Origin of the sequence: Pseudomonas sp. CHM02 (assembly GCF_000612585.1) — a bacterium.
Taxonomy (GTDB): Bacteria; Pseudomonadota; Gammaproteobacteria; order Pseudomonadales; family Pseudomonadaceae; genus Aquipseudomonas.
The window spans coordinates 100,488-122,866 of record NZ_JFCA01000006.1 but is presented as its reverse complement, the minus strand read 5'-3'; the positions used below and the strand labels follow the sequence as shown (position 1 = coordinate 122,866).

The following is a 22,379-nucleotide window of genomic DNA, read 5'->3' as shown; positions in this document are numbered from 1 at the left end:
CGGGTCCCTAGAATTTGTAGCTGGCCTGCACACCCACGGTGCGCGGGTCACCCGGTGTGGCGATTTGCGCGTTGGACAGGAACGAGCCGTGGTACAGGTCGTATTTCTTGTCGAACACGTTGCGGGCCCACAATGCCCCCGACCAGTTGCTGCCCTTGGGCGTGATGCCCAGGCGCGCATTGGCCAGCCAGTAGGCTTGGGTGGTGGTGCCGTTGCTGCCGGTGATGCGGTCGTGGAACGAGTAATCGCTCTCGGCGCTGAAGCTGAAGCCGCCTACATCCCACACGTACTGCAACTGGCCGCCGTAGCTGATTTTCGGGAAGTTGGTCAGGCTGGAACCGGAGAAGTCGGTGTACACCGGATAGGCAAACCCCACCGCGCGGGTGGCCGTGCTGTTCAGGCCCTGGTAGTCGACGTACTTGCCTTTCTTGGTACCGAAGTACTGGCCGAGGGTCAGGCCCGATACCGGTTCCCATTGCACTTCCAGCTCATAGCCGTAGATCTTCGATTTGGGGATATTCACCAGCCGGCCGACGTTGCCCACCGCTTGGCTGATCCATACCTGGGACTGGTATTGCTGGTCGCGGTAGTCGTAGTAGAACGCCGAGCCGTTGAAGCGCAGCGTGTCGCTCAAGTCGCTCTTGAAGCCCGCCTCATAGGCCAGCAGTTTTTCCGGTTTGACCGGCGCGATCTGCTCGGCATAGCTGGAGTTGTAGGCGGTAAAGCCTCCGGACTTGATCCCGCGGCTGACCGTCGAGTACAGCAGGGTCGACGGCGTGAGCTGGTATTCGAGGCCGAGTTTCCATGAGGTGGAGTTGCTGTCCAGGTCGCTGTCGGCGGCGGGGAAGCTCAATTGCCCCAGGCTGTAGACGCCCTGGTTGACCAGGATGCGCTGGGTGGCGAAGTCTTCCAGCTCGCGGTGCTCTTTCTCCTGGCGCAGGCCGACGATCACTTTCCAGTTGTCGGTGAGCTGGTAGTCGCCCTGGGCGAAGGCGCTGTAGGTGTTGGATTTCTGGGTGTAGGAGGTGTAGGTGCCGTAACCCAGGTTGGCGCTGAAGTCCGAGTAGAAGTTTTCATCCAGGCGGTCCTGGGCGAAATACAGCCCGGTCTGCCAGTTGAAGCGTTCGTTGTCGTGGGAGGCGAGGCGCAGTTCCTGGGAGAACACTTCGATCTTCGAGTCGAAGTATTCATCGGATTGCGGGATCACCGAGGCATCCCAGTCGATGTATTCGCGGCGGCGGAAACGGTCGGACGCGGTGATGCTGGTGACGCTCAGGTGGTCATTGAGGTCGAAGGTGCCGGTGAGCGCGAAGCCGGTGTTGTCGTTGTCGCGGTGGGGCTTGTCACCCACGGAGAGCCCGGTGAGCCTGGCAAAGCCCGGGGTCAGGCCCCAGCCGGTGTGCTTGCCGTTGCTCTCGGCGCCGATCGGTGAGTACGCAGCGCCGTTGGCGTTGGGTTTCAGGCCCTGGTACAGGTACGAGCCGCGACTGTCGGACTTGTCCTCGCCAGCATGCACGGTCAGGTTGAAGTTGATGTCCGGCGTGGCGTCCCAATCGAACTGGCCGCGCACCGAGGTGTTGTCCTTGTCGCCCAGGCTTTGCCCGGTGACGCGGTTATCCTGCCAGGCGCCGCCTTGCTCGGTGATGAACGACAGGCGCGCACGCAGGGTGTCGCTGAGGGGGCCGGAAAGAAACCCTTCGACATTGCTGGCGTGGTAGGACCCGTAGCTGGTGGTCAGCCCACCGTGGAATTCACGGGTGGGTTTTTGGGTGATGAAATTGATCGCGCCGGCGGTGCTGTTACGCCCGTACAACGTGCCCTGCGGGCCACGCAGTACCTCGACGCGCTCCAAGTCGAAGAGCTGGCCCTGGGTCTGGATCGGGTAGGGCAACGCGACCTGGTCGAGGTACACACCCACCGTAGAGGTGTTGTTGCTGCCATAGTCCTTGAGCCCCACGCCGCGAATCCGAAACAGCGGATTGCCGCCGCCGTACTGCGGTGCAATGTCGAGGTTGAGCACATAGTTTTGCAGCTCGTTGACGTTGGTCACGCCCTTGTTCTGCAGGTCCTGGCCGCTGAGGGCGGTCAAGGCGATGCCAACGTCCTGGGCCGATTCTTCATGGCGCTGGGCAGTTACCGTGACCTGGGGCAGGGCGGTGGTGGTCGGGGGTTCTGCGCCCAGGACGTCGCCGGCCAGCAGCGCCATGAAGGGCGCACTGGCAAGGACGAACGGGCGGGCAGGTTTGGTGTAGCGATAGGTGCGAAGCAGAGGGTGCATGGCAAGGTCCCTGAAGAAATTCCATTCTTGGGCGCGGGGCAGGCGGAATGCCGTCCCATCGCGCAGGGGCCGCTCTTTGAAGAGTAAGCTGCTGACATCGATAGCAAGCTATATGCCATCATTTTGTCATAATTAAGTTGATGAATTTATTCAGGTTTTTGGGCGGGTGAGAGAGGGCCGTTGAATAAGCAACAGCCCGAGGGGCAGGATGTTTCAGAATCAACAGGCGTTTGCGCAGGATCAGCGCGTACCCGGATACCGTGTCTCCATCACGATCGACAGCGCATCCGGGCGCCAGAATTCCTGGTCGAACTCCACCGCCTGGTTGTCTTCGCCGAAGTTCAGGCGCTCCAGGTACACACTGGTGGAGCCCGGCGACAGTTGCAGCAATTCCGCCTGTTCTTCATTCACGGTGCCGATGTGCATTTCCAGTTCACAGCGCGATTGCACCCGTCCAAACCGTTCGCGCAGCAGTTGGGTCAATGAGGTATTCAGATCGGCTTCCAGCAGATCCGGGCACCAGCTGGCGAGCAGCGCGTTGAATTCCAGCAGCACCGGGCGGCGGTCGATCCAGCGGCGGCGTTGCAGGAAAAACACCGGTTCGTCCGCCGAGACCAGGCCCATGCGCTTGGCCAGCCAGGACCCGGCCGGACGCAGTTCGGCGTGCAGGCATTCGGTGCGGGGTGTGCGGCCCTGGGCGCTGACGTAATCCATGAAGCCGCTGATGCGCGTTGGGTCGTAGCGAATGCGCTGCGGGCTGACGAACCAGCCGCGGCGGTTTTCGCGGTACACCAGGCCCTCGGCTTCCAGTTGCTGCAAGGCCTGGCGCAGGGTCACGCGGGTACAGCCGAAGCGTTCGATCATGTCCCGTTCGGACGGGAATTTCTCGTCGGCCTGGGGGCTACCGGCAGCGATGTCGTTGGCGATCTGTTCGCGGATGCGCTGGTAGTGCGGGGAGATGGGGTCGAAAGGCATCCTGGGGTTCCGTGTGCAGGCATGACGTGGGGCAGACTCTACCCTTCCTGCTGGTGCAGGTCACGCTGCCACGCACGCAAACCATAGGCCGCCAATACCACAAAACCGGCATACAACGCGGCAGTCAGGTGCAGGTCCTTGAAGAGGAACAGGCCGACATACGCCGCGTCCAGCACGATCCACAGCCACCAGCTGACCACGTATTTGCGCGCCGCCCACAGGCTGGCCACCAGGCTGAAGGCGGTGAGCAGTGAGTCCAGCCAGGGCAGGGCGGCGTCGGTGAAATGGTGCATCAGCGCGCCCAGCGCCACGGCGCCGATCAGCCCGGCCAGCAGGTGCCGCCAGGCCTCCTGGGGCGGCAGGCGCTCCACGCGCACCTTGCCCGCCTCAATGCGCCCGGTGCTCCAGCGCCACCAGCCATACCCTTGCAGCACAGCAAAGACCAGTTGCAGCAGCATGTCCGAATACAGCTTCACGTCGAAGAAGATCCAGGCATACAGCAACACCGCGACCACACTGACCGGCCAGCACCAGCGCACCCGCTGTGCGGTGAGCCAGACCCCGGCGATGTTGAAGAACACGGCGATGATTTCCAGTGGCGACATAGGGCTCTCTCACGACTCATTTTCTAGATGCAGCGCCTGTTGCTTGAGCTGGCGCTTGCGTTCAAAGGGCAGTTTTTCCTGGTCGCCATACGGGGCGCTGTACCAGTTGCCGTAGGTTGGGTTGGGCAGCAGGAACCAGCGTTGGCCCAGCCACGCCAGGTACGGGGCGGCGGCCTTGCGTTGGTCGGCCAGGGTGTTGTGATCGGCTTGCACGAAGTCGCCAAAAGAGTCACCCGCCAGCATCAGCACACGGGCGTGGCTGGCCACCCATTGGCGACGGCAGTTCTTGCCGTAGCCGGCCTGTTCGCAGTGACCGGTCGGGGTGCTGGCGGCCAGCACCTGTTCGTTGCGCTCTACCGGGAAGCCGCGCAGGCGCAGGTTGTTGACCGTCGCCTGGACCTGGCTGTGTTCGCGGTTGGTGATGTAGTAGACGGTGATGCCCTTTTTATCCGCCGCCTGCAGGAACTCCACGGCGCCGGGGAGCGACTGGGCCTTGGCCTGGTCGACCCAGGTGTTCCAGCGGTCATAGGAGTAGACCTGATTGTCGAGGATGTCCCGGGCGTTGAGCGGGATGTTGTCCAGCACGGTTTCGTCGATATCCACCACCACCGCCGGCGGCAGGCCGGTGAGGTTGCGCGCAGGCAAGGGCAAGGCGTCCCAGGTCGGGTCGGCCAGGGCAGCATCCAGTTGGCGCGTGGCGCTGGCGAACACCTGGCGGTAAATCAGCTCGTGCTCGATGGAGGTCTGGGTCCACAGCACCGCGTCCAGTTGGTCATTGGCGGGCGGTCGCTGCTGGCAGCCCACCAGGGCGGTGGAGAGCAGGCACACACTGGCAAACATCAGATTACGCATAAACACTCAGCCTCAGAAATTGACGGTGGCGGACAATCGCGCAGTGCGCGGCGCACCCAGGAACAGGTAGCCGTCGCCTGCGGATTCACCCACATCGCGCCAGTAGCGTTTGTCGAACAGGTTGTCGACGGTCAGGCGCAGCACAGTAGCGTAATCGCCGACCTTGGTGGTGTAGCGGCCGCCCACATCGAATACCGCGTAGTCATCCACCTTGACCGTGGCTTCGCGGTTGGCGTATTTGCTGGCGCTGTATTGCACCCCGCCGAGCAACGCCAAGCCTGGTAGGCCGGGAATGCTGTAGTCACCGTGCAGGCTGGCGCGCAGCTTGGGCACGTTGATCGCCTGGTGGCCGTCGTAGTCGTCGGTGCCGCTGTCGCTGACCCGCGCACGGATCGCCGCGACGCTGGCCGAGACTTGCAGGTCGGAGGTCACGCGGCCGTTGGCGGACAGTTCGATCCCCACGTTCTTCTGCTTGCCTTGCTGTACGAAGGTGATGCTGCCGTCCTCATTCGGGCGGTTGTACTGCAGGTCCTGGGTGATCTGGAACAGCGCGGCGGTCAGGCTCAGGCGCTGGAAGTCACGCTTGATCCCCACTTCCAACTGGCGCGAGGTGGTGGGCGGCAATACCTCGTCGGCGTTGCTGCTGAACCACGCCGCTTCACCGCCCAGGGACAAACCCTTGCTGTAACTGGCATACAACGACGTGTCCGGACGCGGCTTGTAGATCAACGCCACTTGGGGCAGGAACACGCTGCGCTGGGTGTGACGCGTGGTGTCGCCGGCCTGGTTGTAAGTCTCCTCGTCGAGGCGTACCTGGCGCCCGCCGAGGAGGGTTTGCCATTGCTCGTTGAAACTGATGCGGTCGCTGGCGAACAGGCCGTACTGGCGGCTGTCGAGACGGCGGTAGGTGTGGCCCAGCGGCCCGTTGTAGGGATCCAGCACCGGTGACGGCTGGTAGATATTGCCCTCGCCGATGTACTCGTTGACCGACTCGCGCCGGTCGACCAGGCGCCGGAACGCGGTGGTGCCGAACGTCAGGTCGTGCTTGAGGAAGCCGGTGTCGAACTGGCCATTGATCGCGGCCTGGGCTTCTTCGTTGCTGCGGGTGTCGTCGGGGCTGCGATAGTCGGAGATGTCATAGTCGCCTTCGGCACTGAAGTGGTTGGGCACGGCAGTGCTGGCGCAACTGGCGGCGCCGTAGCAGCCCCAGGCGAAGGTGCTGTAGTCGTCGATCACCACGCGGCTGCGGGACGCACTGAAACTGGCTTTCCAGGCCTCGTTGAAGCGGTATTCGAACAGCCCGTCGAGGTTCAACGAGCGGATGCCCACCGGGTTCGACCAGCTCTGGTAGGCCAGCAGGTCCTTTGGCGAAACGTGATGCGGCACTTCGCTGCCGCCGAGCAGTTGATAGCCCGGCACCGAGCGCTGCTCGCGGTCCTGGTATTCGGCGTTGAGTTGCAGCAGCGCATTGGGGCTGATGTTCCAGTCCAGGGCCAGGGAGGCGAAGTCGCGCTTGCCGTCGGCATGGTCGACGTAGGAGCGGATATCTTCGTGGGCCAGGTTGATACGCACACCCACCTGCTGTTCGGCGCCGAGCCAGCCGCCGATATCGGTGGCCAGGTAGCGTTCGCCCTGTTCATTGGTGGAGACCGTCACCGAACGCACATTTTCCGGGCGCTTGCTCACGTAGTTGACCAGCCCGCCGGGCTCGGACACGCCGCTCTGCAAGCCGGCCAGGCCCTTGAGCACTTCCACCTGCTGCTTGTTTTCCAGCGCCACGTTCTGCTCGCCGGTGATGGTGCGACCGTTGATCTTGTAGCTGCTGGCCGGGTTGAGCGCAAAGCCGCGTACCACGAAATTCTCGTAATAACCGACCGGGGCATAGCTGTCGCCGACCGAGGCGTCGTTCTTCAACACCTCGCTGAGCAGGCGTGCCTGCTGGTCTTTCAGGCGGCCTTCGGTGATCACCGAGACGGATGCCGGGGTGTCCAGCAACGGCGCATTATCGAAGCCGGCCACGGCGGCTTTTTTGGCCTGGTAGTCCGTGGTCTCCTGGCCGAGCACGGTGACGGTATCCAGGGTCGCATCCTGGGCGTGAGCTGTCGCAGCGGCAAAAGTGATGCTCAAGGCGAGCAGGGTGTGGCGATAAGGTGTGGTCATGTAAAGAGCGCTCCAAGGGCTTGCCCGCCGTCGCCGTACGCTTTTATCGGGCGCAAAGGGCCCAGCGCTGCGCAACGGACGGGTTGCCAGTTCGTGATGAAAAAGCCGAGTTCGCCAACAGTGGCGTCAGGCCGGAGCTGCTCCGGTAGTCATTGGTAAACGTGCGTCGGCGGCCCATTCCTGCAGGGAGCCGTCGTAGAGGCTGATGTCCTGGCGACCGAGCACGGTCAGGGCCAGGGCGTTGGCGGCGGCCGAGATGCCGCCGCCGCAGTACAGAACCAGTGGGCCTTCGCTGTGCAGCAGCGTGGGGCCGATCGCCAGGGCCAGGGCATCCTTGGGCAGGTAGCGGCCGTGGCTGTCGAACAGGTGGCGGGCCGGCAGGTTATGGCTGCCGGGGATATGCCCGCGTCGGGCGTAGCGGGTCGGGGCGGTGCCGTCGAACAGGGCCGTGCCCAAGGCGCAGACCAACAGCCCTGGCGCTCGCCCGGCGACGATGGCTTCCACGCCATTGCGGTCGATCCACGACGCGGGATGCGGGTCGATCGGCCAGGGGTGTGCTTTTATCGGCGTGGCCGGGCCGCTTTGCTGCGGCAGGCCCGCGTCATGCCAGGCGTTGAACCCGCCATCGAGTACCGCCGCATCGATGCCCAGACTGCGCAGCATCCACCACAGGCGCGCCGCCCAGAAACCATCGGCACGGTCGTAGATCACCAGATGTTTGCCCACACCCGCGCCGAGGTTCGCCAAGGCGTGCACCAGCGCATCGGACGCGGGCATGGCGAAGCTGAAACTGGCCTGTGTGTCCGCCAGTTCGGTCACCAGGTCCGCATGTTGCGAGCCAGGAATATGCGCCTGCAACCAGCCGTCGTAACCGCTGGCAACGCGATAGTCACCATCGAATGCCGGTGACGGCAGCCGCACCGTGGCATCCAGCACCACCAGCGTGGGATCGCCCAGGTGTGCCTGTAGCCAGTGAACATCAACCAGGAGGCTCATACGTGTTTACGCCGGATATGGCCGAGCAAACGTTGCCCTTCGGTACCGGCGAACCAGCGCAGATGGCCGAGCAGGTACGCGTAGTACGCCACATCGGCGCTGGCGGTGGAGCCGACTATGTCCTGGAAATACGCGACCTCGGACAGCGCGAAGTCCACATGCACCAGCGGCAGCAAGGCGGCGAGGGTGTGCAGGTCTTTTGTGCTCAGCGCACGCACCTGGTGATAGCCGGCTAGCAGGGCATCAACGCTGTCGAGGTCGGCGCGGGCGGTGCCGCCATTGTCCAGTTCGAGCCAGGGCACGGCGTTGCGTTCGATCGCGGTGGCCAGGTCGAAGAGGGCGAAGGTACGGTCGGCCAGGCCGAAGTCCAGCACACTGGAGACGCTGCCGTCTGCCGTCCACAAAAGGTTGGAGGCGTGCCAGTCGTTGTGGGTCCACAGCGCTGGTTGTTCACGCAGCAGAGGATGCAGCGCCTGGTGCCACGGCAACAGCAGCTCGCTGAGTTGGGCGTGCCAGTCCTTGTCGGCGAGATAAGGGCTGTGAAGATTACCGATGGCGTCCAGGGGCGCCGACTGTTCGATCAGTCGCGCATTGGCCAGCAGCACAGGGGTATGGCGTTGCGGCGCGTCGTAGTGTTCGGCGCTCTGATGCAGGCGGGCCAAGGCCTGGCCGGCGGCGAGGGCGTGCTGGTTATTTTGAAACGGCGACCACGACAGCGCGTCGCGGTACAGGTCGAGGCCCTCGGCGAGGTGGTGCACTTCATAGGTCCACTCGCCGTGCAGCGTGGCCGTCGCCCCCTGGCGGTTCGGGACCACCGCTGCCACGGGCGCGCCCTGCTGATGCAGGTGGGCGATCAGGCGGTGTTCCTCCTCCAGCCACGCCGCTTGCCGCACGTGCTGGTGATGACGTTTGACGAACAGCGTCGCGTCGCGAGTCGTGATCAAGCCGGCAGCGGAGAACGGCCGTGGGCTGTGCCAGTGCAGGCTGTGCAGTGGGCCCAGTTGTGGGTAGTCACGCAGCAGCTGTTCGATATCGTTCTCGTGCAGGGCCGGCCAGTCGGCGGCGACCGGGTCCAGCCCCAAGCCATGGGCGGTGCGTTGTGGGTTCATGCCTGTACCTCTGGCAGGTAGGCGTTGGTGGTTGCGCCTTGCCACACCTGCGGGTTGTCGAGCACTGCGTGCGCATGCAGCCACTCGGCATACGGCGCCAACAGTGCCTGGCGCTGCTCGCCCCAGCGGCCGTCGTGCAGCCAGGTCGGGGCGATTTTATGCAGCGAGGCGCTCAGCAGTTCTGCCGGGAAATACGGGGTGGTGTGTTCGTAGGCCGCGAGTGCAATCGACGGTTCCTGCGCCACGGCCAGGTAACCGCGGGCGGTGGCGGCGAGGAAATCGCGTACCACCTCGGGCTTGCCCGCCAGGGTGCGCTCATGGGCGCCGAGCAGGTAGCTGTGATAGGCCGGCGCGCCAATGTCGTCCACCGGCAACACCACGCGGCGCGCCGCCTCGATGGGGCTGTGCATCAACGCCTCCCAGGCCCAGTAGCCCCCGAAACTCGCGTCGGCCACGCCTTCGGCCAACTGCTCGGGGCGCAGTTCGCGCACGCCGCTGTCCACCAGGATCACCCCATCGGGATCGCCACCGTCGCGGCTCACCAAGTGGCGCACCATGGCCAGGCCCCGTGGCGTAGGGTTGAGCGCCAGGCGCTTGCCCACCAGGTCGCGAGGGCGGCGGATGCCGGAGTCGGTCAGGGTCTGGATCGACTCCAGCCCCGCATGATTGATCGCCGCGATGCCTTGCAAGGCCTGGCCCAGGCCTCGTCGCACCAGCAGGCGGTTGCTGGGGAACACACCAAAATCCGCGGCGCCGGTCAGCAGGTGCTGCAAGGTGTCGCCACGGTAGGGGTCGTGCACCACCAGTTCCACGTCCAGTCCCAGTTCCTCATACCAGCCGCGTTCCCGTGCCAGGTACAAACCCGCCGAATTCGGCCACGGATGAAAGTACTCCAGCATTACCTTTACCGACACCATCGCTTGCCACTCCAACCCAACGTCCTTTGATGGGGGCGATTTATAAGGGAGCAATCTGGTATATACCAATATCGTTTATTGCTATGGATATGCCGTAATCGATGCACGCGGGTGTTTGGAAGAGCGCCAAAAACGCTTCGCCCCAACACTTGGTGCCCCGCGTCATCGTTAACGACCATCGCAGGCAAGCCAGCGCCTACAGTTGACCGAGATCGGCTTTCAATACCGGTCGGCTATCAGGTTGTCGCGCTTTTGCGTTTGATTCTAGCCGCCCCAAATCACTGTCGGATTACAGGCACACCGAGCGTAAGCGAGGTGCCGATATGTACTCGAACTATCAAGGCTCACACACCAGAGCCTGCCGCTCATAATTCAGTGCCTTGTTCTGCACTGGCAACACATACGAAGCACTGCACCGACGCTCTCCCCACTTGATCACCAACGTCCCCTGGTCTTCCTCCACCAACGCCAGTGCATTCCCATTCGGATCAGCAATCGCCAGTTGTTTCCCCGTCGAGTCCTCCAACGAAGCCCCAAACCCCAGCGGCTTATGCTGCGCATCCATCAATTCAAACAACACCCGCCGCCCCGTGGTACCGCTGTAACGTGCGACCACCACCGCGCCACGGCGTGGCACCACTTGCTGGGTAGCGTTGGTGATTTCCACGTCACCGCCCAGGTCGCGGGTATCCAGGCTGATCCAGTTGACGCGGTAAGGCTGCGCATTCGGAATCACCGCGTAGCCGTTGTAACCGGTCTCCACACCGCTGTAGCTGCTGATCTTCGCCCCGGAGACGCCTGGCAACTCGGCCAGTGCGAAGGTCTCGCTGACGGTCTGCCCCAGGTTGATCCCGCCGCCATGGGCCACCACGGAACCGGCCAGGTTGACGTTCTGCGAGTTGTAGCCCTGGCCCTGGCTGTAGCCCAGACTCACATCCGCCACGGCGGTGCGGCTGTTGATATTCGCCGAGCCGGAATCGCCGCTGGTGTCGCTGTGGCCGGCCTGCACCGAGTAGAACGTGTCGCTGGCATCGGCGACGTAGCCATTGATGCCGGCCTGGGTGGTGGTGTTGCCGCGCTGGTGGCTGGTGGTGACAAACGCGCGCGGTGCACGGGCCTGGCTGCCCAGCGGGAAGGACACCGAGAGGTTCACCTGGGTGTCACTGCTCGGCTCGCCCCAGGTGACGATCTGCTTGGTGCGCGTCACGCCGAGGTTGTAGCTCAGGTTGCCCCAGTTGCTCGTGTAGCCGGCGGAAAAACTCTGGGAGCCGCCACGGTTCCAGTAACGCTGGTCGCTGGCGTTCACGTACAGGCTGCCGAACTGGCTGTTGCGGCCGATGCTCTGGTTGATGGTCAGGTCGGTGCGGGTTTTCGAATGGCCGCTGCGCACGCGGATGCTGTCGCTGATGTCTTCGACGTGGTCGTTGAAGCTGCGATACCCCTCGGTCGAGTAGCGGTAGGCGGCGAGGGTGAAGTTGGTGTCGGTGCCGGCAAAGGTCTTGGCGTACAGCGCACGCACGCTGCTGCCCTGGGTGGTTTGTCCCTGGGCCTTGCTTGAGGAGTGGGTCACATCCAGCGATACCGCGCCCAACGCGGTGTTGCGCCCGGCCCCGAGGGACAGTGCGTTGTAGTCATCGCTGGCTTGTACGCCGACGATGCCACTGAGGTTGCTGGTCAAGCCATACGCCAGGGTGCCGCTCAGGAAGCGCGGGGTCGCCAGGCCGTCGGTGTTGCTGTTGAAGCGGCCCGCCGAGACGCTGTACTTCACCTGGCCCTCACGCACCATGATCGGCAAGCTGGAAAACGCCTGCATCGTCACACGGCGAGTGCCGTCGGCCTCGATCACGGTGACCTGCAAATCACCGTTGGAGCCGCTGGGGTAGATGTCGTTGATCTCGAACGGCCCCGGCGCGACGTTGGCGGTGTAGAGGATGTAGTCGTTCTGGCGGATTTCCACCGTCGCGTTGGTCTGCGCCACACCGCGGATCACCGGCGCATAGCCACGCTCACTGTCGGCACGCATGCCTTCGTCGGAAGCCAGTTTGACCCCGCGATAACGCACGCTGTCGAACAGGTCGGTGTCGGAAAAGATCTCACCGGCGCTGAACTGGCCCTTGATAGCGGTCACGTCATGCTGCACATAGGTGCGGTTGCTGGTGTAGGTGTTCGAGCGCCCGGTGCCGCCGCTCAGGTTCGACTCGTTGCGCAGGCGCCAGGCGCCCAGGTTGATGCCGTTGCGCAGGCCGAGGTTATTGGCGATGCGTGTGTCGTAGTCGCCGGCGGTACGGCTGCTGTTGAGCTGGTAGTTGATGAACGCCACGGGCACGCCTTCATCCCACAGTTGCGGGTCGACGTAGCCGCGCAGGCCACGCTGCATGGCCACCTGCGGAATGCTCGCCAGCAGGCGCAGGCGGCTGCTGTCATAGCGCACGCTGGCGTCTTCGATCAACTCCGCCAGCGGGTAGCATTCCTGCGGTTGTTGCGGGTCGAGTTTGCCCTGGGCCTCCAGGCGGGCCATGTCGATGCCCAGTTGCTTGAGCAGGTCGAGGGTCAGGCAGGCTTCGACCCGACCGTTCTGCGGGTTGCGCTTGAAGTCGATATCGCGCCGGCCCACCAGCACTTCGTTGCTGTACAGGTCGACGCGGTAGTTGCCGGGCAACACGCTGTTGGCCGAGAGCAATTGCTGCAGGTCGACCGGAGACTGCGAGCCCTGCAGGAACGTGGTGTTGAAGGTCTCCGCCGCTTCGTCAGCCAGGGCCCAGGCGGGCAGGCTGGCGGCAATCGCCAGCGACAGCGTCTTTAATTTCAGTGCGCCACGCGCGGACCTGTTGCTGGAAAGAAAAGACATGCGAAGACCTGTGGCATCCCTGGTTGGCGAACAAGCGTGAGCCTGAGGCGATGTGCTCAGGGTTTGCGGCGTGATTCACTGGCGTGTGTGGTGCCGCCAGCCAGGGAGGCGGTGTAATGGTTCTGCGCGCCGTAGTCATTGATGCTGGAGAACGACAACTGCACCGCGCCGCTGGCGGTCAGGCCCTTGAGCGGGAACTGTCTTTCTTCGCCCGGGGCGACCATGGTGGAGTCGCTGGCCAGTTGTTCCTGCACTTTGATGTCGGCCATGGACACGTGGTACAGCGTCGGGTTTTTCACCGTCAGCACGCTTTGCGCGCCGTGCCTGGCCAGTGTCCACTCCAGTTGGGCAGGGGCCTGCAACGCACTGCCCGGCAAACCGGCAGGGCGGAAAAAAATCTTGATGCGTTGGCGGATGGCCAACTGCAAGGTGTTCTCGGCTTCACTGGCCTTGGGGATTTCCTGCACGTTGAGCCACACCACGGACTCGCGGTCGGTGGGCATGCCGGTGCCTTCATACAAGATGCGCAGCAGTTGCTGTTCCTTGGCGAACACCCGTGCCAACGGCGGGGTGACGGCAAACGGGGCGCGGCTGCCACTGGTGTCGTTGCGGTCGACCCAGGACTGGATCAGCACATCCTGGTTACCGTTGCGCACGGTGATATTGGCTTCCCTGTGGTCGCCATCGAACACGATACGCGTGGCATTCAATGAAATACTGGCGGTGGCCTGGGCAGCCATGAGCATGCCCAGCAGGCCGAGGCCCGCGGCGATAGAACGAGGCAGCATGAGGTGGGTCCGGTGTCGTCAGAAGGGGAATGGCGAGGCCGCAAGGCCTCGCGCGTTCGGTGCACAGGCGCCGGGTTTATTCGTATTGCAGGATGAACGGCAGGGTGGCGTCACCGCGACCGGCCGTCGATGCACCGGCGGCGCCGGTGGTGACGTAGGCCGCCGCGAAGCTCAGGGTGGCGTCGCCGCCTTCGGTGCCTTGGCCGTGCATGGTGCTTTCGATGCGTGCGGTGGCTGGCGAGCTCAGGTCGATCAGCGTGCCTTTGCTGTCGAGCAGGGCGATACCGACGTTTTGTGCGGTGGCCGAACCCGGGTTCAGGGCCAGTACGTTCTTGCCGGTCACCAGGCCCGAGCCGCCGTTGTTGGCGTCAAAGATCATCGCGACCTTGGTGCCCTGGTTGCAGTTGACGTTCAGGTTGAAGTCTTTGGCGGTTACGCGACCTGCGGTTGGGTTTTCCGCGGTGCCCATGTCCTTGATCGAGACGTTGCCCATGTCCACCGAAATGGTGCGGTCGGAGTTGGCGCCGTCAACCGAGCAGGCATCGTTGTTGATGATGCCGGTGAAGGTGATTTTGCCGCTGCCGCCCAGCGTCGGTGTCGGTGCCGCAGTCTCTTCGGCGAATGCACTGCCGGCCGCGCAAATAATGGCCGAGGCGATAACAGCCAGGGAAAACTTCTTCATGATGATGTCCATAAGTGTGAGTTGGAAAAGTGCGGTTTCTGAACTGCCGGGAAATAGTAAGAGGCGAGTGCAGACGAGCAAATAAGACGATTCTTATAAGCGTGGGAGGGGGCGGTCTAGTTGCATTTATGGAAGGGTGGGGACCAGCAGTTATAGGCTTAAGTCATTGTCCCAAAATGGCTTTTAAAGTTGCCGCTTAGTTGAAGATGTTACGCGCCAGGCAATAGGCAAGAAGATCCTGGTCACTGCTGACTTCAAGTTTGCGCATGGCCGATATTTTTTGCGCGCTGATGGTTTTTGAACTTCGGTTCTGACTGCGCGCAATATCACTCACACTCATGCCGGAAATAAACAGGCGCAGGATTTCAAACTCCTTGGGCGACAAGGTAGAGAAACGCTCGTCGATGGCCGTGAGGGTCTCGATCACCGAGGTCTTGGGCGGTTCCAGGCTGCGGTAGGCGCTCTGTTGGGCGATCGCCTTGAGCGCCAATTGAATCTCGGTGTGCAACTGGCTTTTCTGGATGATGCCGACCACCCCCAGTTCCTGCAGGCGGGTGAGGATCAGGTGGTTGGAGATCATCGTCAGGATCAGGATCTGCACCTGCGGGAAATGCCGTTTCAGGTACTCGACCAGCTTCAACCCGTCGCCATAGGGCGAGTCGCCGGGCATGTTGTAGTCGGTGATCACGATGTCGGCGCCCTGGCGCTGCAACAACTCGATCAGGCCTGCCGAACAGACGGCCTCGCCCACCACCTGAAAGCGCGTGTCACGCTCCACCAGTTCGCGTACCCCGAGCAGCACGATCGGGTGATCGTCCGCGATTACCACGTTGAATGTTTTCATAAAGGGCCGTCCGTAATGCCAGTTCAAGTGAGTGAAGTGTGCCCGGGCTGGAGCGTTTCCAGCACCGCCGACAGACGCTGCATGACAGCCTTCACCCGGAGTACCAGCGCGGTGTCGAAGCTGCCACGGTTCAGCGCGTTTTCCAGTTCGATACATGCCTGGGACAGGTCGAGTACCTGCACCGCGCCCAAGGCGCCGGCGACCGAATGCAGCAATTGGCCGAGACCGTGGGCATCACGCTGCTCGAGTGCCGCGCCGATACGCTGCAGGTCGTGCTGCACGCTGCTGATGAACAGCGGGCGCATCGTGTCCGACAGCTGCACGCTGTCGTTGCAGGTCTCGACGGGTGGTTCGGGCTGAGGCTCGACTGGCGGCTTGACCCTGCACAGCTTGACCAACTGCGCCCGCAACGTCTGCAGGCTCAAGGGTTTGACGATCCAGGCATTCATGCCCACCGCCAGGCAGCGCACGCCTTCCTCGCGCATCGCGTTGGCGGTGACGCCGATGATCGGCAAGCCCGGATCATGGGCGCGCAGCGTCCGGGCCAGGTCATAGCCATTCATCAGCGGCATGTTCACGTCGGTCAGTACCAGATCGAACGTCTGCGGTTGCCACAGGTGCATCGCCTGTTCGCCGTTGGCGGCGAGGGTCACCGAGCAGCCCAGCGCCTCCAGTTGTTCCTTGATGATGGCCTGGTTGATCGGGTTGTCCTCGGCCACCAGGATGCGCAGCCCCAAGTGCCCGGCGCTTTGCGGCTGGGCGGCCGACGATTGCTCCCGCTTGCCGTGCTGGGCCAGGGACACGGTGGCAGCGATGCTGCGCACATCGTGCAGGTCCACGCGCCAGCCTTCGTCGGTATGCAGTGGCGGGCTGTGGGCACCCGGCAGGCAGGCCACGCGCTGGCCGGCCCAGGACTGGGCGGGCTCGCCGGGCAGTGCATCCACCAACACAGCGTGACGGTCGTGCTGTTCCTGCCCGTTCGCCGCCAGTGCCGCGCTGATGCCCAGGCGGTTGAGCCAGTCGCAGATCGACTGCGCCAGTTCGCGCACCGGTGCCTGCACATACACCGGCGTCGGGCTGGGCTCGATCAGCGGCAGTTGAGTCAGGGCGCCGCTGCTCAGCGGCAAGCGCATCTTCAGGGTGAAGCTGCTGCCCAGGCCCGGCTCGCTGACCACCTTGATCTCGCCCTCCATCATCTGCGCCAGCCAGCGGCAAATCGGCAGGCCCAGGCCGGCGCCACCTTCACCGACCGTGTCCGGCGCCTGGTAGAACAGGTCGAACAGCTTGGATTGCTGCGCTTCGGGAATGCCCACGCCGGAGTCGGTGACTTGCCATTCCAGGCTGACGTGCTCGCTGTCGAGTGCCGTGAGCCGCGCTCGAATCACCACGCGGCCGATGTCGGTGAACTTGATGGCGTTGCTCACCAGGTTGTTGAGTATCTGGCGGATACGCATCGGGTCGCCCACCACGCAGTCGGGCAGCCGTGGGTCGATGCAACTGTAGAGCTGCAGGCCTTTGCGCTGGGCGAAAGCGGTGTAGGTGTGCAGCGTGTCTTCGAGCATGTCCAGCGGGCAGAACTCGACGGTCTCGATCGCCATTTGCCCGGACTCGATCTTCGACACGTCCAATACATCGCTGATCAGTTGGAACAGCGTGGCGGACGAACGCTGGATGGTGTGCAGGTAGGTCTTCTGGTGCGGGTCCAGGTTGGTCAGGCCGAGCAATTCCAAGGTGCCGAGCACGCCATACAGTGGGGTGCGGATTTCGTGGCTCATGGTCGCCAGGAACAGCGTCTTGGCTTCATTGGCGGCATCGGCGGCGTGGCGAGCATCGTCCAGCGCCTGGGCGTCTTCGATGTGCCGGGTGATGTCGTTGAAGGCATACAGGCGCACGTCTTCGGCCTGGTAACGGGTGGACACGAAGCCGACCTGCAGGTGTCGACCCTCGATCTCCAGGTGGGTTTCGCCGCTTTCGGCGCTGTCGTGCACACTGGCCAGGGCGGCGACCAGGCGCGCGGTGCCGGGCCACTGTTGAGCGCGCTGGTTCTCGATCAACACCTTGGCGTCGCTGCGGCGTACCACGCACAAGCCGGTGGGGGCGGTGTCGATGATCACCCGGCTGAACGCGACGCTTTCGGCAATGCGCTCGTGGGCCAGGCGTGCCGGAGCAATCACTTGGCGCCGATACCAGCGGCTGCCGGCCCAGCCCAGGGCGATCAGGCTGGCGAGGAACAGCGCCAGGCTGCTCAGCGGCCACAGGGCCGAGTGGAAGAAGTGCGAGTAATTCAGGCCATACACCGCGCTCCAGGGCTGGTCCCCGGCCTGGGTGATCTTGAATTCGAAGCCGTCCAGTGTGAAGTGCACGCCGTCGCTGCGCGAGGTAGCTGCCTCTGGCCCGACCAGCCGGTTGCCGTCGGGTGCGATCAAGGTAAAGCGGTCAAACGCCGAGTGATCCAGGGCGCGCTGCACGTCGTCGACCCGGGCCAGGTCCAGCACGGTGCCCACCACCGCCTGGGCCGTGCCGTCGAGCGGCAGGCCGATGTAGGCCAGCAAGTGCTCGGGGGCGGGGCCGGCCTGCCAGTACACGCGGTCCTGCTCCAACGGCTGCGGCGTCTCTTCCAGGGTTTGCTGCACCGCGTTGACCAGTGCCACCAGGTTGCCGGTGTCCTCGGTGCTTTCCCGACGCTGGTAGCCCACGGACGGAATGGTGATGGCGTAGTTCGTCTGGCGGTTGAGCAGGAAGGTTTGCGGTGCCTCGTAAGGGGATGAGGACCAGAACGCGCTGTAGTAGCTGGTCAGGTGCGCACCCAGGGCGAAAATTTGCGGCCTGGCGGCGGCACCGACCTGCTGCTCATCGAACTTGACGCTGAACGGCACCGAAAACGAGTACTTCTGGCCTTCGTACAGGGTTCGGCGGTTATCGACCATGCGGCTTTTGAGGCTGACCTGAACGTTGGTCGCGCGCAACAGTTCGGCCTGGATCCCCGGGTGGGTCAGGCTCTTGAGGTACGACTGCTGTTCCTGGAGGTTTTCCATCAGGCGCGCGAAATGAAAGCGCGTGGCGCCGTAGCGGGTCTCGACCCCCCGTTGCAGTGACCAGTAATTGGTGAGGACCAGCAGCAACGCGATCCCCATCAGCACCATCAGGCCTTTGTTCAAGCGTAGGGAGCTGCGGGTAAAGGCTTCGAGGATCGCGTTGTTGTGCTTCATCATGGGTTTCCGCAGGCGCAGGACACATCGGCACTGGATGGAGCTTAGTCCTATATTGGACGCATCATCCGTGGCCGGCTGCTAGTGAGATGTCGCGGGGCCATCATTGTTCAGTAGTTGTTGAAATTGTTCCGAAGAAACTGCGTGGGAAATCAGGAAACCCTGCACCTGGTTGCAGTCGATCTTGCGCAACAGCGCCAGTTGCTGGGGCGTCTCCACGCCTTCGGCGACCACGGTCAGGCCGAGCTTGCGGCCCAGGGCGATGATGCTGGCCAGGGCCTGGGCAATGCCTTCGTTGTCGTGGCTGCCCTGCACCAGCGCCTGGTCGATCTTGAGTTCCGTGAAGGGCGTGGACACCAGGTTGAGGTACGAACTGTAGCCTTTGCCGAAATCGTCCTGGGACAACCCGAAGCCCTTGATGCGCAAGCGGCAGGCGCCCGCATAGAAGTTGCTGATGTCCTGGGGCACCGAGCATTCCATCAGCTCGAAACAGATCATTCCCGGAATGCCATCGTGGTGCAGCACGAATTCCAGCAGGCGGTCGGCCAGGTCGTGGCTGTTGAGCAGGTGCGTGGGCAGGTTGATCGCCACGGGGATCTCGTAACCGCGCTGGCGCCAGCGCTCCTGGGCGTGGATGGCCTGCTTGAGCACCACCCACAACAGGCGCTCTTCCAGTTCGAACGCTTTTATGGCCGGCAGGAACGCGGCGGGCAGCATCACGCCTTGCTCGGGGTGCATCCAGCGCACCAGCGCTTCGGCGGCGACGATGCGCCCGTTGGCCAGGGATTTCTTCGGCTGGAACCAGGCCTGGAACTGGCCGTTGCCCATGGCCTGGATCAGCGTGTGGCGGTCGATGTCCAGGTGCTCGGGCAAGGTGGGGGAGGAGGGGCTGCGTACGCGGTTGCGCAGTTGGTCCACCAGGCTGCGCAAGGCGTCGGCAGCGACCGGCTTGGAAATCAGCCCGATCACTTCCACGTCGAGGTTCTTCGCCACCAGGCTGGCGGCCATCAGCATGCGGCGTGACGCAGCGCTCATGATCGCCAGGGCCGGCTTGCAGCGCAGGCTGGCCAGGCACTGGATAAATTGCACGCCGTCCATGCCGGGCATCAGCAGGTCGGTCAGTACCAGGTCGAAATCACGCTGGCGCAGCCGCTCCAGCGCTTGTTTGCCATCCTCGGCGGTTTCGAGCATGAAATCCCCCAGCTCACTGAGCAGGTGCTGCAGGTAGATGTGCTGCAGGGGATGGTCCTCAACGATCAGAATACTAAGGGGCTTCATGGGTGATCCGTGCATAAGGCGCCAGGGAGTTGAATAGAGCCCGCAACGCAAAGGGTTTGACCAGGCAATGGTCCATGCCGGCGGCCAGGCACAGGTCGGCCTCGCCGCGCATGGCGTTGGCGGTAGCCCCGATAATCGGTAACGGGCAGCCCTGGCGCCGCAGTTCGCGTGCCAGTTCGTAGCCGTTGATGTGGGGCATGTTCACGTCCGTCAGCACCACGTCGAACTGGCCGGCGGTGTACAGCTGCAACGCTTCCTGGCCATCGGCCGCCAGTTCTACGGTGCAGCCGAGTTCTTCGAGTTGGTCGCGCAATATCAGCTGGTTGATGATGTTGTCCTCGGCCACCAGCAGGTGCAGGTTGAGTTTCTTCAGGTCGCGCTGGCGCGTCTGCTCATCGGCGCGGGCCACCCACAGCCCCTGGGCCTGGCTGACCGCCTGGTGAATCGCGCCCAGGTGGTTGAGGTTGACGTGCCACGCGCCGGCCTCCGCTTCGAGGGCGTTGCAGGCGTTGCTGCTGACATGGATCACGGGCCCCGGCCAGTCGGGCACCAACAGTGGATCGACACTGCCGGGATGCAATTGCAGCAGCAGATGGCTTTCCGGCAAGGTTGGCAGGCCGGTCTGGGCCCGTGCGCCCCAACGGCGCAACCAGCCGCTGATGGAATGGGCCAGTTCCGGGATCGGCGAGGCCACGTAGATGGTCTCGGCCAGCAGCGGGGGCATCGGCGCGGTCGGTGCTTCTTCCAGCGGCAGGGTGAGGCTGAAACTGCTGCCCAGGCCGAGCTCGCTGACCATGCGGATATGGCCGTTCATCAACTGGGTCAGGCGTTGGCAGATCGGCAGGCCCAGGCCGGTGCCGGCGACCACATTGGTGTTGCCTTCGCTCTGGTAGAACGGCTCGAAAATCAGCGCCTGGTCTTCCTGGGTGATGCCCTTGCCAGTGTCCGAGACTTGCCACAGCAGGCTCGAGCGTTCGCCATCGCGACCGAGCACCTTGACCCGCAGCACCACGCGCCCGTAGTCGGTGAACTTCACCGCATTGTTGAGCAGGTTGTTGAGGATCTGGCGGATACGCGTCACATCGCCGATCAAGCGCTCCGGCAACTTGGGGTCGAAGCAGGCGTACAGTTGCAGGCCTTTGCCTTGGGCGGCGGCTGCATAGCCCTGGATGATTTCGTGCACCAGCTCCAGTGGTGAGAACTCGCTCAACTCCAGCGCCAGTTGGCCAGCTTCGATTTTCGATACATCCAGCACGTCGCAGATCAGTTGCAGCAAGGTCGAGGACGAACCCTCGATGGCGTGCAGATAATCTTTCTGCTGGGCATCCAGTTGCGTGCGCGCCAACAGTTCCAGGGTGCCCAGCACGCCATACAGCGGTGTGCGGATTTCATGGCTCATGGTCGCCAGGAACAGGGTTTTCGCGGCGTTGGCCGCATCCGCGGAGTGCCGGGCTTCTTCCAGCGCCGCCTCCACCTGCTTGCGCGCACTGATATCGCTGAAGGCGCAAAACAGCACGTCCTCGCCCCTGTAGCGGGTCGGCGCGCTGCTCAGGTACAGGTGGCGGCCGTCGATGGTCTCGAAATAGTCGCTGCGTTCGGACGGGCCGTCGGCGAACGCCTGCTCGATCCAGCCGGCCCGCAAGCGCTCGCGCTCCGGGCCGTGGCCCAGCCATTGCTGGGCCAGGGTGTTTTCCAGCACCACCTGGCCGTCGGTGCGCCGCAGCACGCACAGGGCCACCGGCGCGGTCTGGATCACATCGCGGCCGAATGCTTCGCTTTCGATCAGCGCCTGGATGCGATGGATCGACGGAATGATGAAACGCTGGTCGACCCGACGCATCACCAGCCAGATCAGCGTCAGGCTGAACAGGCAGAACAGCAGGGAGCCAAGCAACTGCTTCCACAAGCCAGTGACTACGGCGCGCAGGTCGATGGAGTACATCAGTTGCCAGTCCGAGGACTTCAGGTGCTTGCGGATCACCAGGTGATCGGGCAGCCAGCCGTTGCCGACAAAGCCGAAGAAACTGTCTTCCCCGGGCCGCAGGCGTTGCTGGCTCAACTGTGCGTTGTCACTGTTGGTGAACACCAGCATGCCCTGAGAACTGAGCATCATGAACTCGCCGGCGCTTTTGTCGCTGAGGGTCGAGGACACTTCGCGACTTTCCATTTCCATGCCGAGCCAACCTGACTCGGGATCGCGCTCATCCAGGCGGATAAAGATGTACAGGTGCGAGTGACCCTCGGTCTTGTCACTCAGCCATACCTCGTTAAGGCTGGCTGGATCGCTGTGTCGCAGGGTCTTGAGGCGGTTGAGCATGCACTTGGAAATCGGTAGCACTTTTACGGTGGCGTCAAACAGGCGTGTCACTTGAGGCGCAGGCCCGGCGTTCACGTACAGCAAATTGAGTTGCTTGGCCTTCAGGTAATCGCGCATGCGCGTGGTCAGCCAGATGCTCCACTGGTTGGCCGGCACGTCGCCCAATAGCAAGTGCTGCTCTTCCGGGGAAAAGGTGTAGACCGGCGTCTTCGATGGCCGACGCACCGCAGACAGACTGAGGCTTTCGAGCAAGGCCTCGCGGTTGGTGAAAAAGGTGTGGGCTTCGGCGATGGCGCTGCTCATGTAGCCGCGGCGCTGGGAAATATCGTTGTTGAAGGTGGACAGCAGGAAGGTATAGACCCCGCTGAGGATGCCGATCAGCAGCACGGTCGCAAAAATGCGAAGCAGCCTTCTGGCTGCTTCGGGTCGGGAGAGGACGGGGTTGATCTGGAGCAGATAACTTTTCAATCGCATCGGCGAACTTTAAGCGCCAGCCGTCGCGCGAGGCATAAGACGATCCT

15 protein-coding genes are annotated in these 22,379 nt (G+C 63.3%); all 15 read right to left on the bottom strand.

The genetic code is table 11. The annotated features are described in order from the left end of the window. Window positions 1-7 precede the first annotated feature (7 nt). The 15 genes from BM70_RS0104905 to BM70_RS0104835 all read right to left on the bottom strand — a co-directional run bounded on the left by BM70_RS0104905 (window position 8) and on the right by BM70_RS0104835 (window position 22,332). On the bottom strand, window positions 8-2,278 hold the full coding sequence (locus tag BM70_RS0104905; protein ID WP_025854965.1) for a TonB-dependent receptor: 2,271 nt from the start codon (window positions 2,276-2,278) through the stop codon (window positions 8-10). A 240-nt stretch (window positions 2,279-2,518) separates the two neighbouring features. After that, window positions 2,519-3,253: a UTRA domain-containing protein gene (locus tag BM70_RS0104900; protein ID WP_025854964.1), complete on the bottom strand. Its 735-nt coding sequence runs from the start codon at window positions 3,251-3,253 to the stop codon at window positions 2,519-2,521. 38 nt (window positions 3,254-3,291) lie between these two features. Next, window positions 3,292-3,858 carry a nicotinamide riboside transporter PnuC gene (gene pnuC, locus BM70_RS0104895; protein ID WP_025854963.1) on the bottom strand — a complete coding sequence of 189 codons (567 nt, stop codon included), beginning with the start codon at window positions 3,856-3,858 and terminating at the stop codon, window positions 3,292-3,294. A gap of 9 nt (window positions 3,859-3,867) precedes the next feature. Continuing rightward, on the bottom strand, window positions 3,868-4,710 hold the full coding sequence (locus tag BM70_RS0104890) for a 5'-nucleotidase, lipoprotein e(P4) family (protein WP_025854962.1): 843 nt from the start codon (window positions 4,708-4,710) through the stop codon (window positions 3,868-3,870). 12 nt (window positions 4,711-4,722) lie between these two features. Beyond that, complete coding sequence (locus tag BM70_RS0104885; protein WP_025854961.1) at window positions 4,723-6,870, bottom strand: TonB-dependent siderophore receptor; 2,148 nt, start codon at window positions 6,868-6,870, stop codon at window positions 4,723-4,725. A 126-nt stretch (window positions 6,871-6,996) separates the two neighbouring features. Further along, the gene (locus BM70_RS0104880) at window positions 6,997-7,866 is read right to left on the bottom strand and encodes a sulfurtransferase (protein ID WP_025854960.1); all 870 of its coding nucleotides are present in this window, start codon (window positions 7,864-7,866) and stop codon (window positions 6,997-6,999) included. Continuing rightward, the gene (locus BM70_RS0104875; RefSeq protein ID WP_025854959.1) at window positions 7,863-8,975 is read right to left on the bottom strand and encodes a phosphotransferase enzyme family protein; all 1,113 of its coding nucleotides are present in this window, start codon (window positions 8,973-8,975) and stop codon (window positions 7,863-7,865) included. Before BM70_RS0104875 ends, BM70_RS0104880 begins: the two co-directional genes overlap by 4 nt. Beyond that, window positions 8,972-9,892 (bottom strand): ABC transporter substrate-binding protein, encoded by a 921-nt coding sequence (locus BM70_RS0104870; protein ID WP_025854958.1) that lies wholly within the window; start codon window positions 9,890-9,892, stop codon window positions 8,972-8,974. Before BM70_RS0104870 ends, BM70_RS0104875 begins: the two co-directional genes overlap by 4 nt. Before the next feature lie 337 nt (window positions 9,893-10,229). Then, entirely contained in the window at window positions 10,230-12,740 is a 2,511-nt protein-coding gene (locus BM70_RS0104865) for a fimbria/pilus outer membrane usher protein (protein WP_025854957.1), read from the bottom strand. A 56-nt stretch (window positions 12,741-12,796) separates the two neighbouring features. Beyond that, window positions 12,797-13,528: a molecular chaperone gene (locus BM70_RS0104860; protein WP_025854956.1), complete on the bottom strand. Its 732-nt coding sequence runs from the start codon at window positions 13,526-13,528 to the stop codon at window positions 12,797-12,799. Between the two features lie 76 nt (window positions 13,529-13,604). Then, window positions 13,605-14,210 (bottom strand): fimbrial protein, encoded by a 606-nt coding sequence (locus tag BM70_RS0104855; protein ID WP_025854955.1) that lies wholly within the window; start codon window positions 14,208-14,210, stop codon window positions 13,605-13,607. A 196-nt stretch (window positions 14,211-14,406) separates the two neighbouring features. Continuing rightward, window positions 14,407-15,054 (bottom strand): response regulator, encoded by a 648-nt coding sequence (locus BM70_RS0104850; RefSeq protein ID WP_025854954.1) that lies wholly within the window; start codon window positions 15,052-15,054, stop codon window positions 14,407-14,409. A 23-nt stretch (window positions 15,055-15,077) separates the two neighbouring features. Beyond that, complete coding sequence (locus BM70_RS0104845) at window positions 15,078-18,263, bottom strand: hybrid sensor histidine kinase/response regulator (protein ID WP_025854953.1); 3,186 nt, start codon at window positions 18,261-18,263, stop codon at window positions 15,078-15,080. An 81-nt stretch (window positions 18,264-18,344) separates the two neighbouring features. Further along, window positions 18,345-19,541 carry an EAL domain-containing protein gene (locus BM70_RS0104840; RefSeq protein WP_025854952.1) on the bottom strand — a complete coding sequence of 399 codons (1,197 nt, stop codon included), beginning with the start codon at window positions 19,539-19,541 and terminating at the stop codon, window positions 18,345-18,347. Further along, window positions 19,528-22,332 carry an ATP-binding protein gene (locus BM70_RS0104835; protein ID WP_025854951.1) on the bottom strand — a complete coding sequence of 935 codons (2,805 nt, stop codon included), beginning with the start codon at window positions 22,330-22,332 and terminating at the stop codon, window positions 19,528-19,530. Before BM70_RS0104835 ends, BM70_RS0104840 begins: the two co-directional genes overlap by 14 nt. Window positions 22,333-22,379 lie beyond the last annotated feature (47 nt).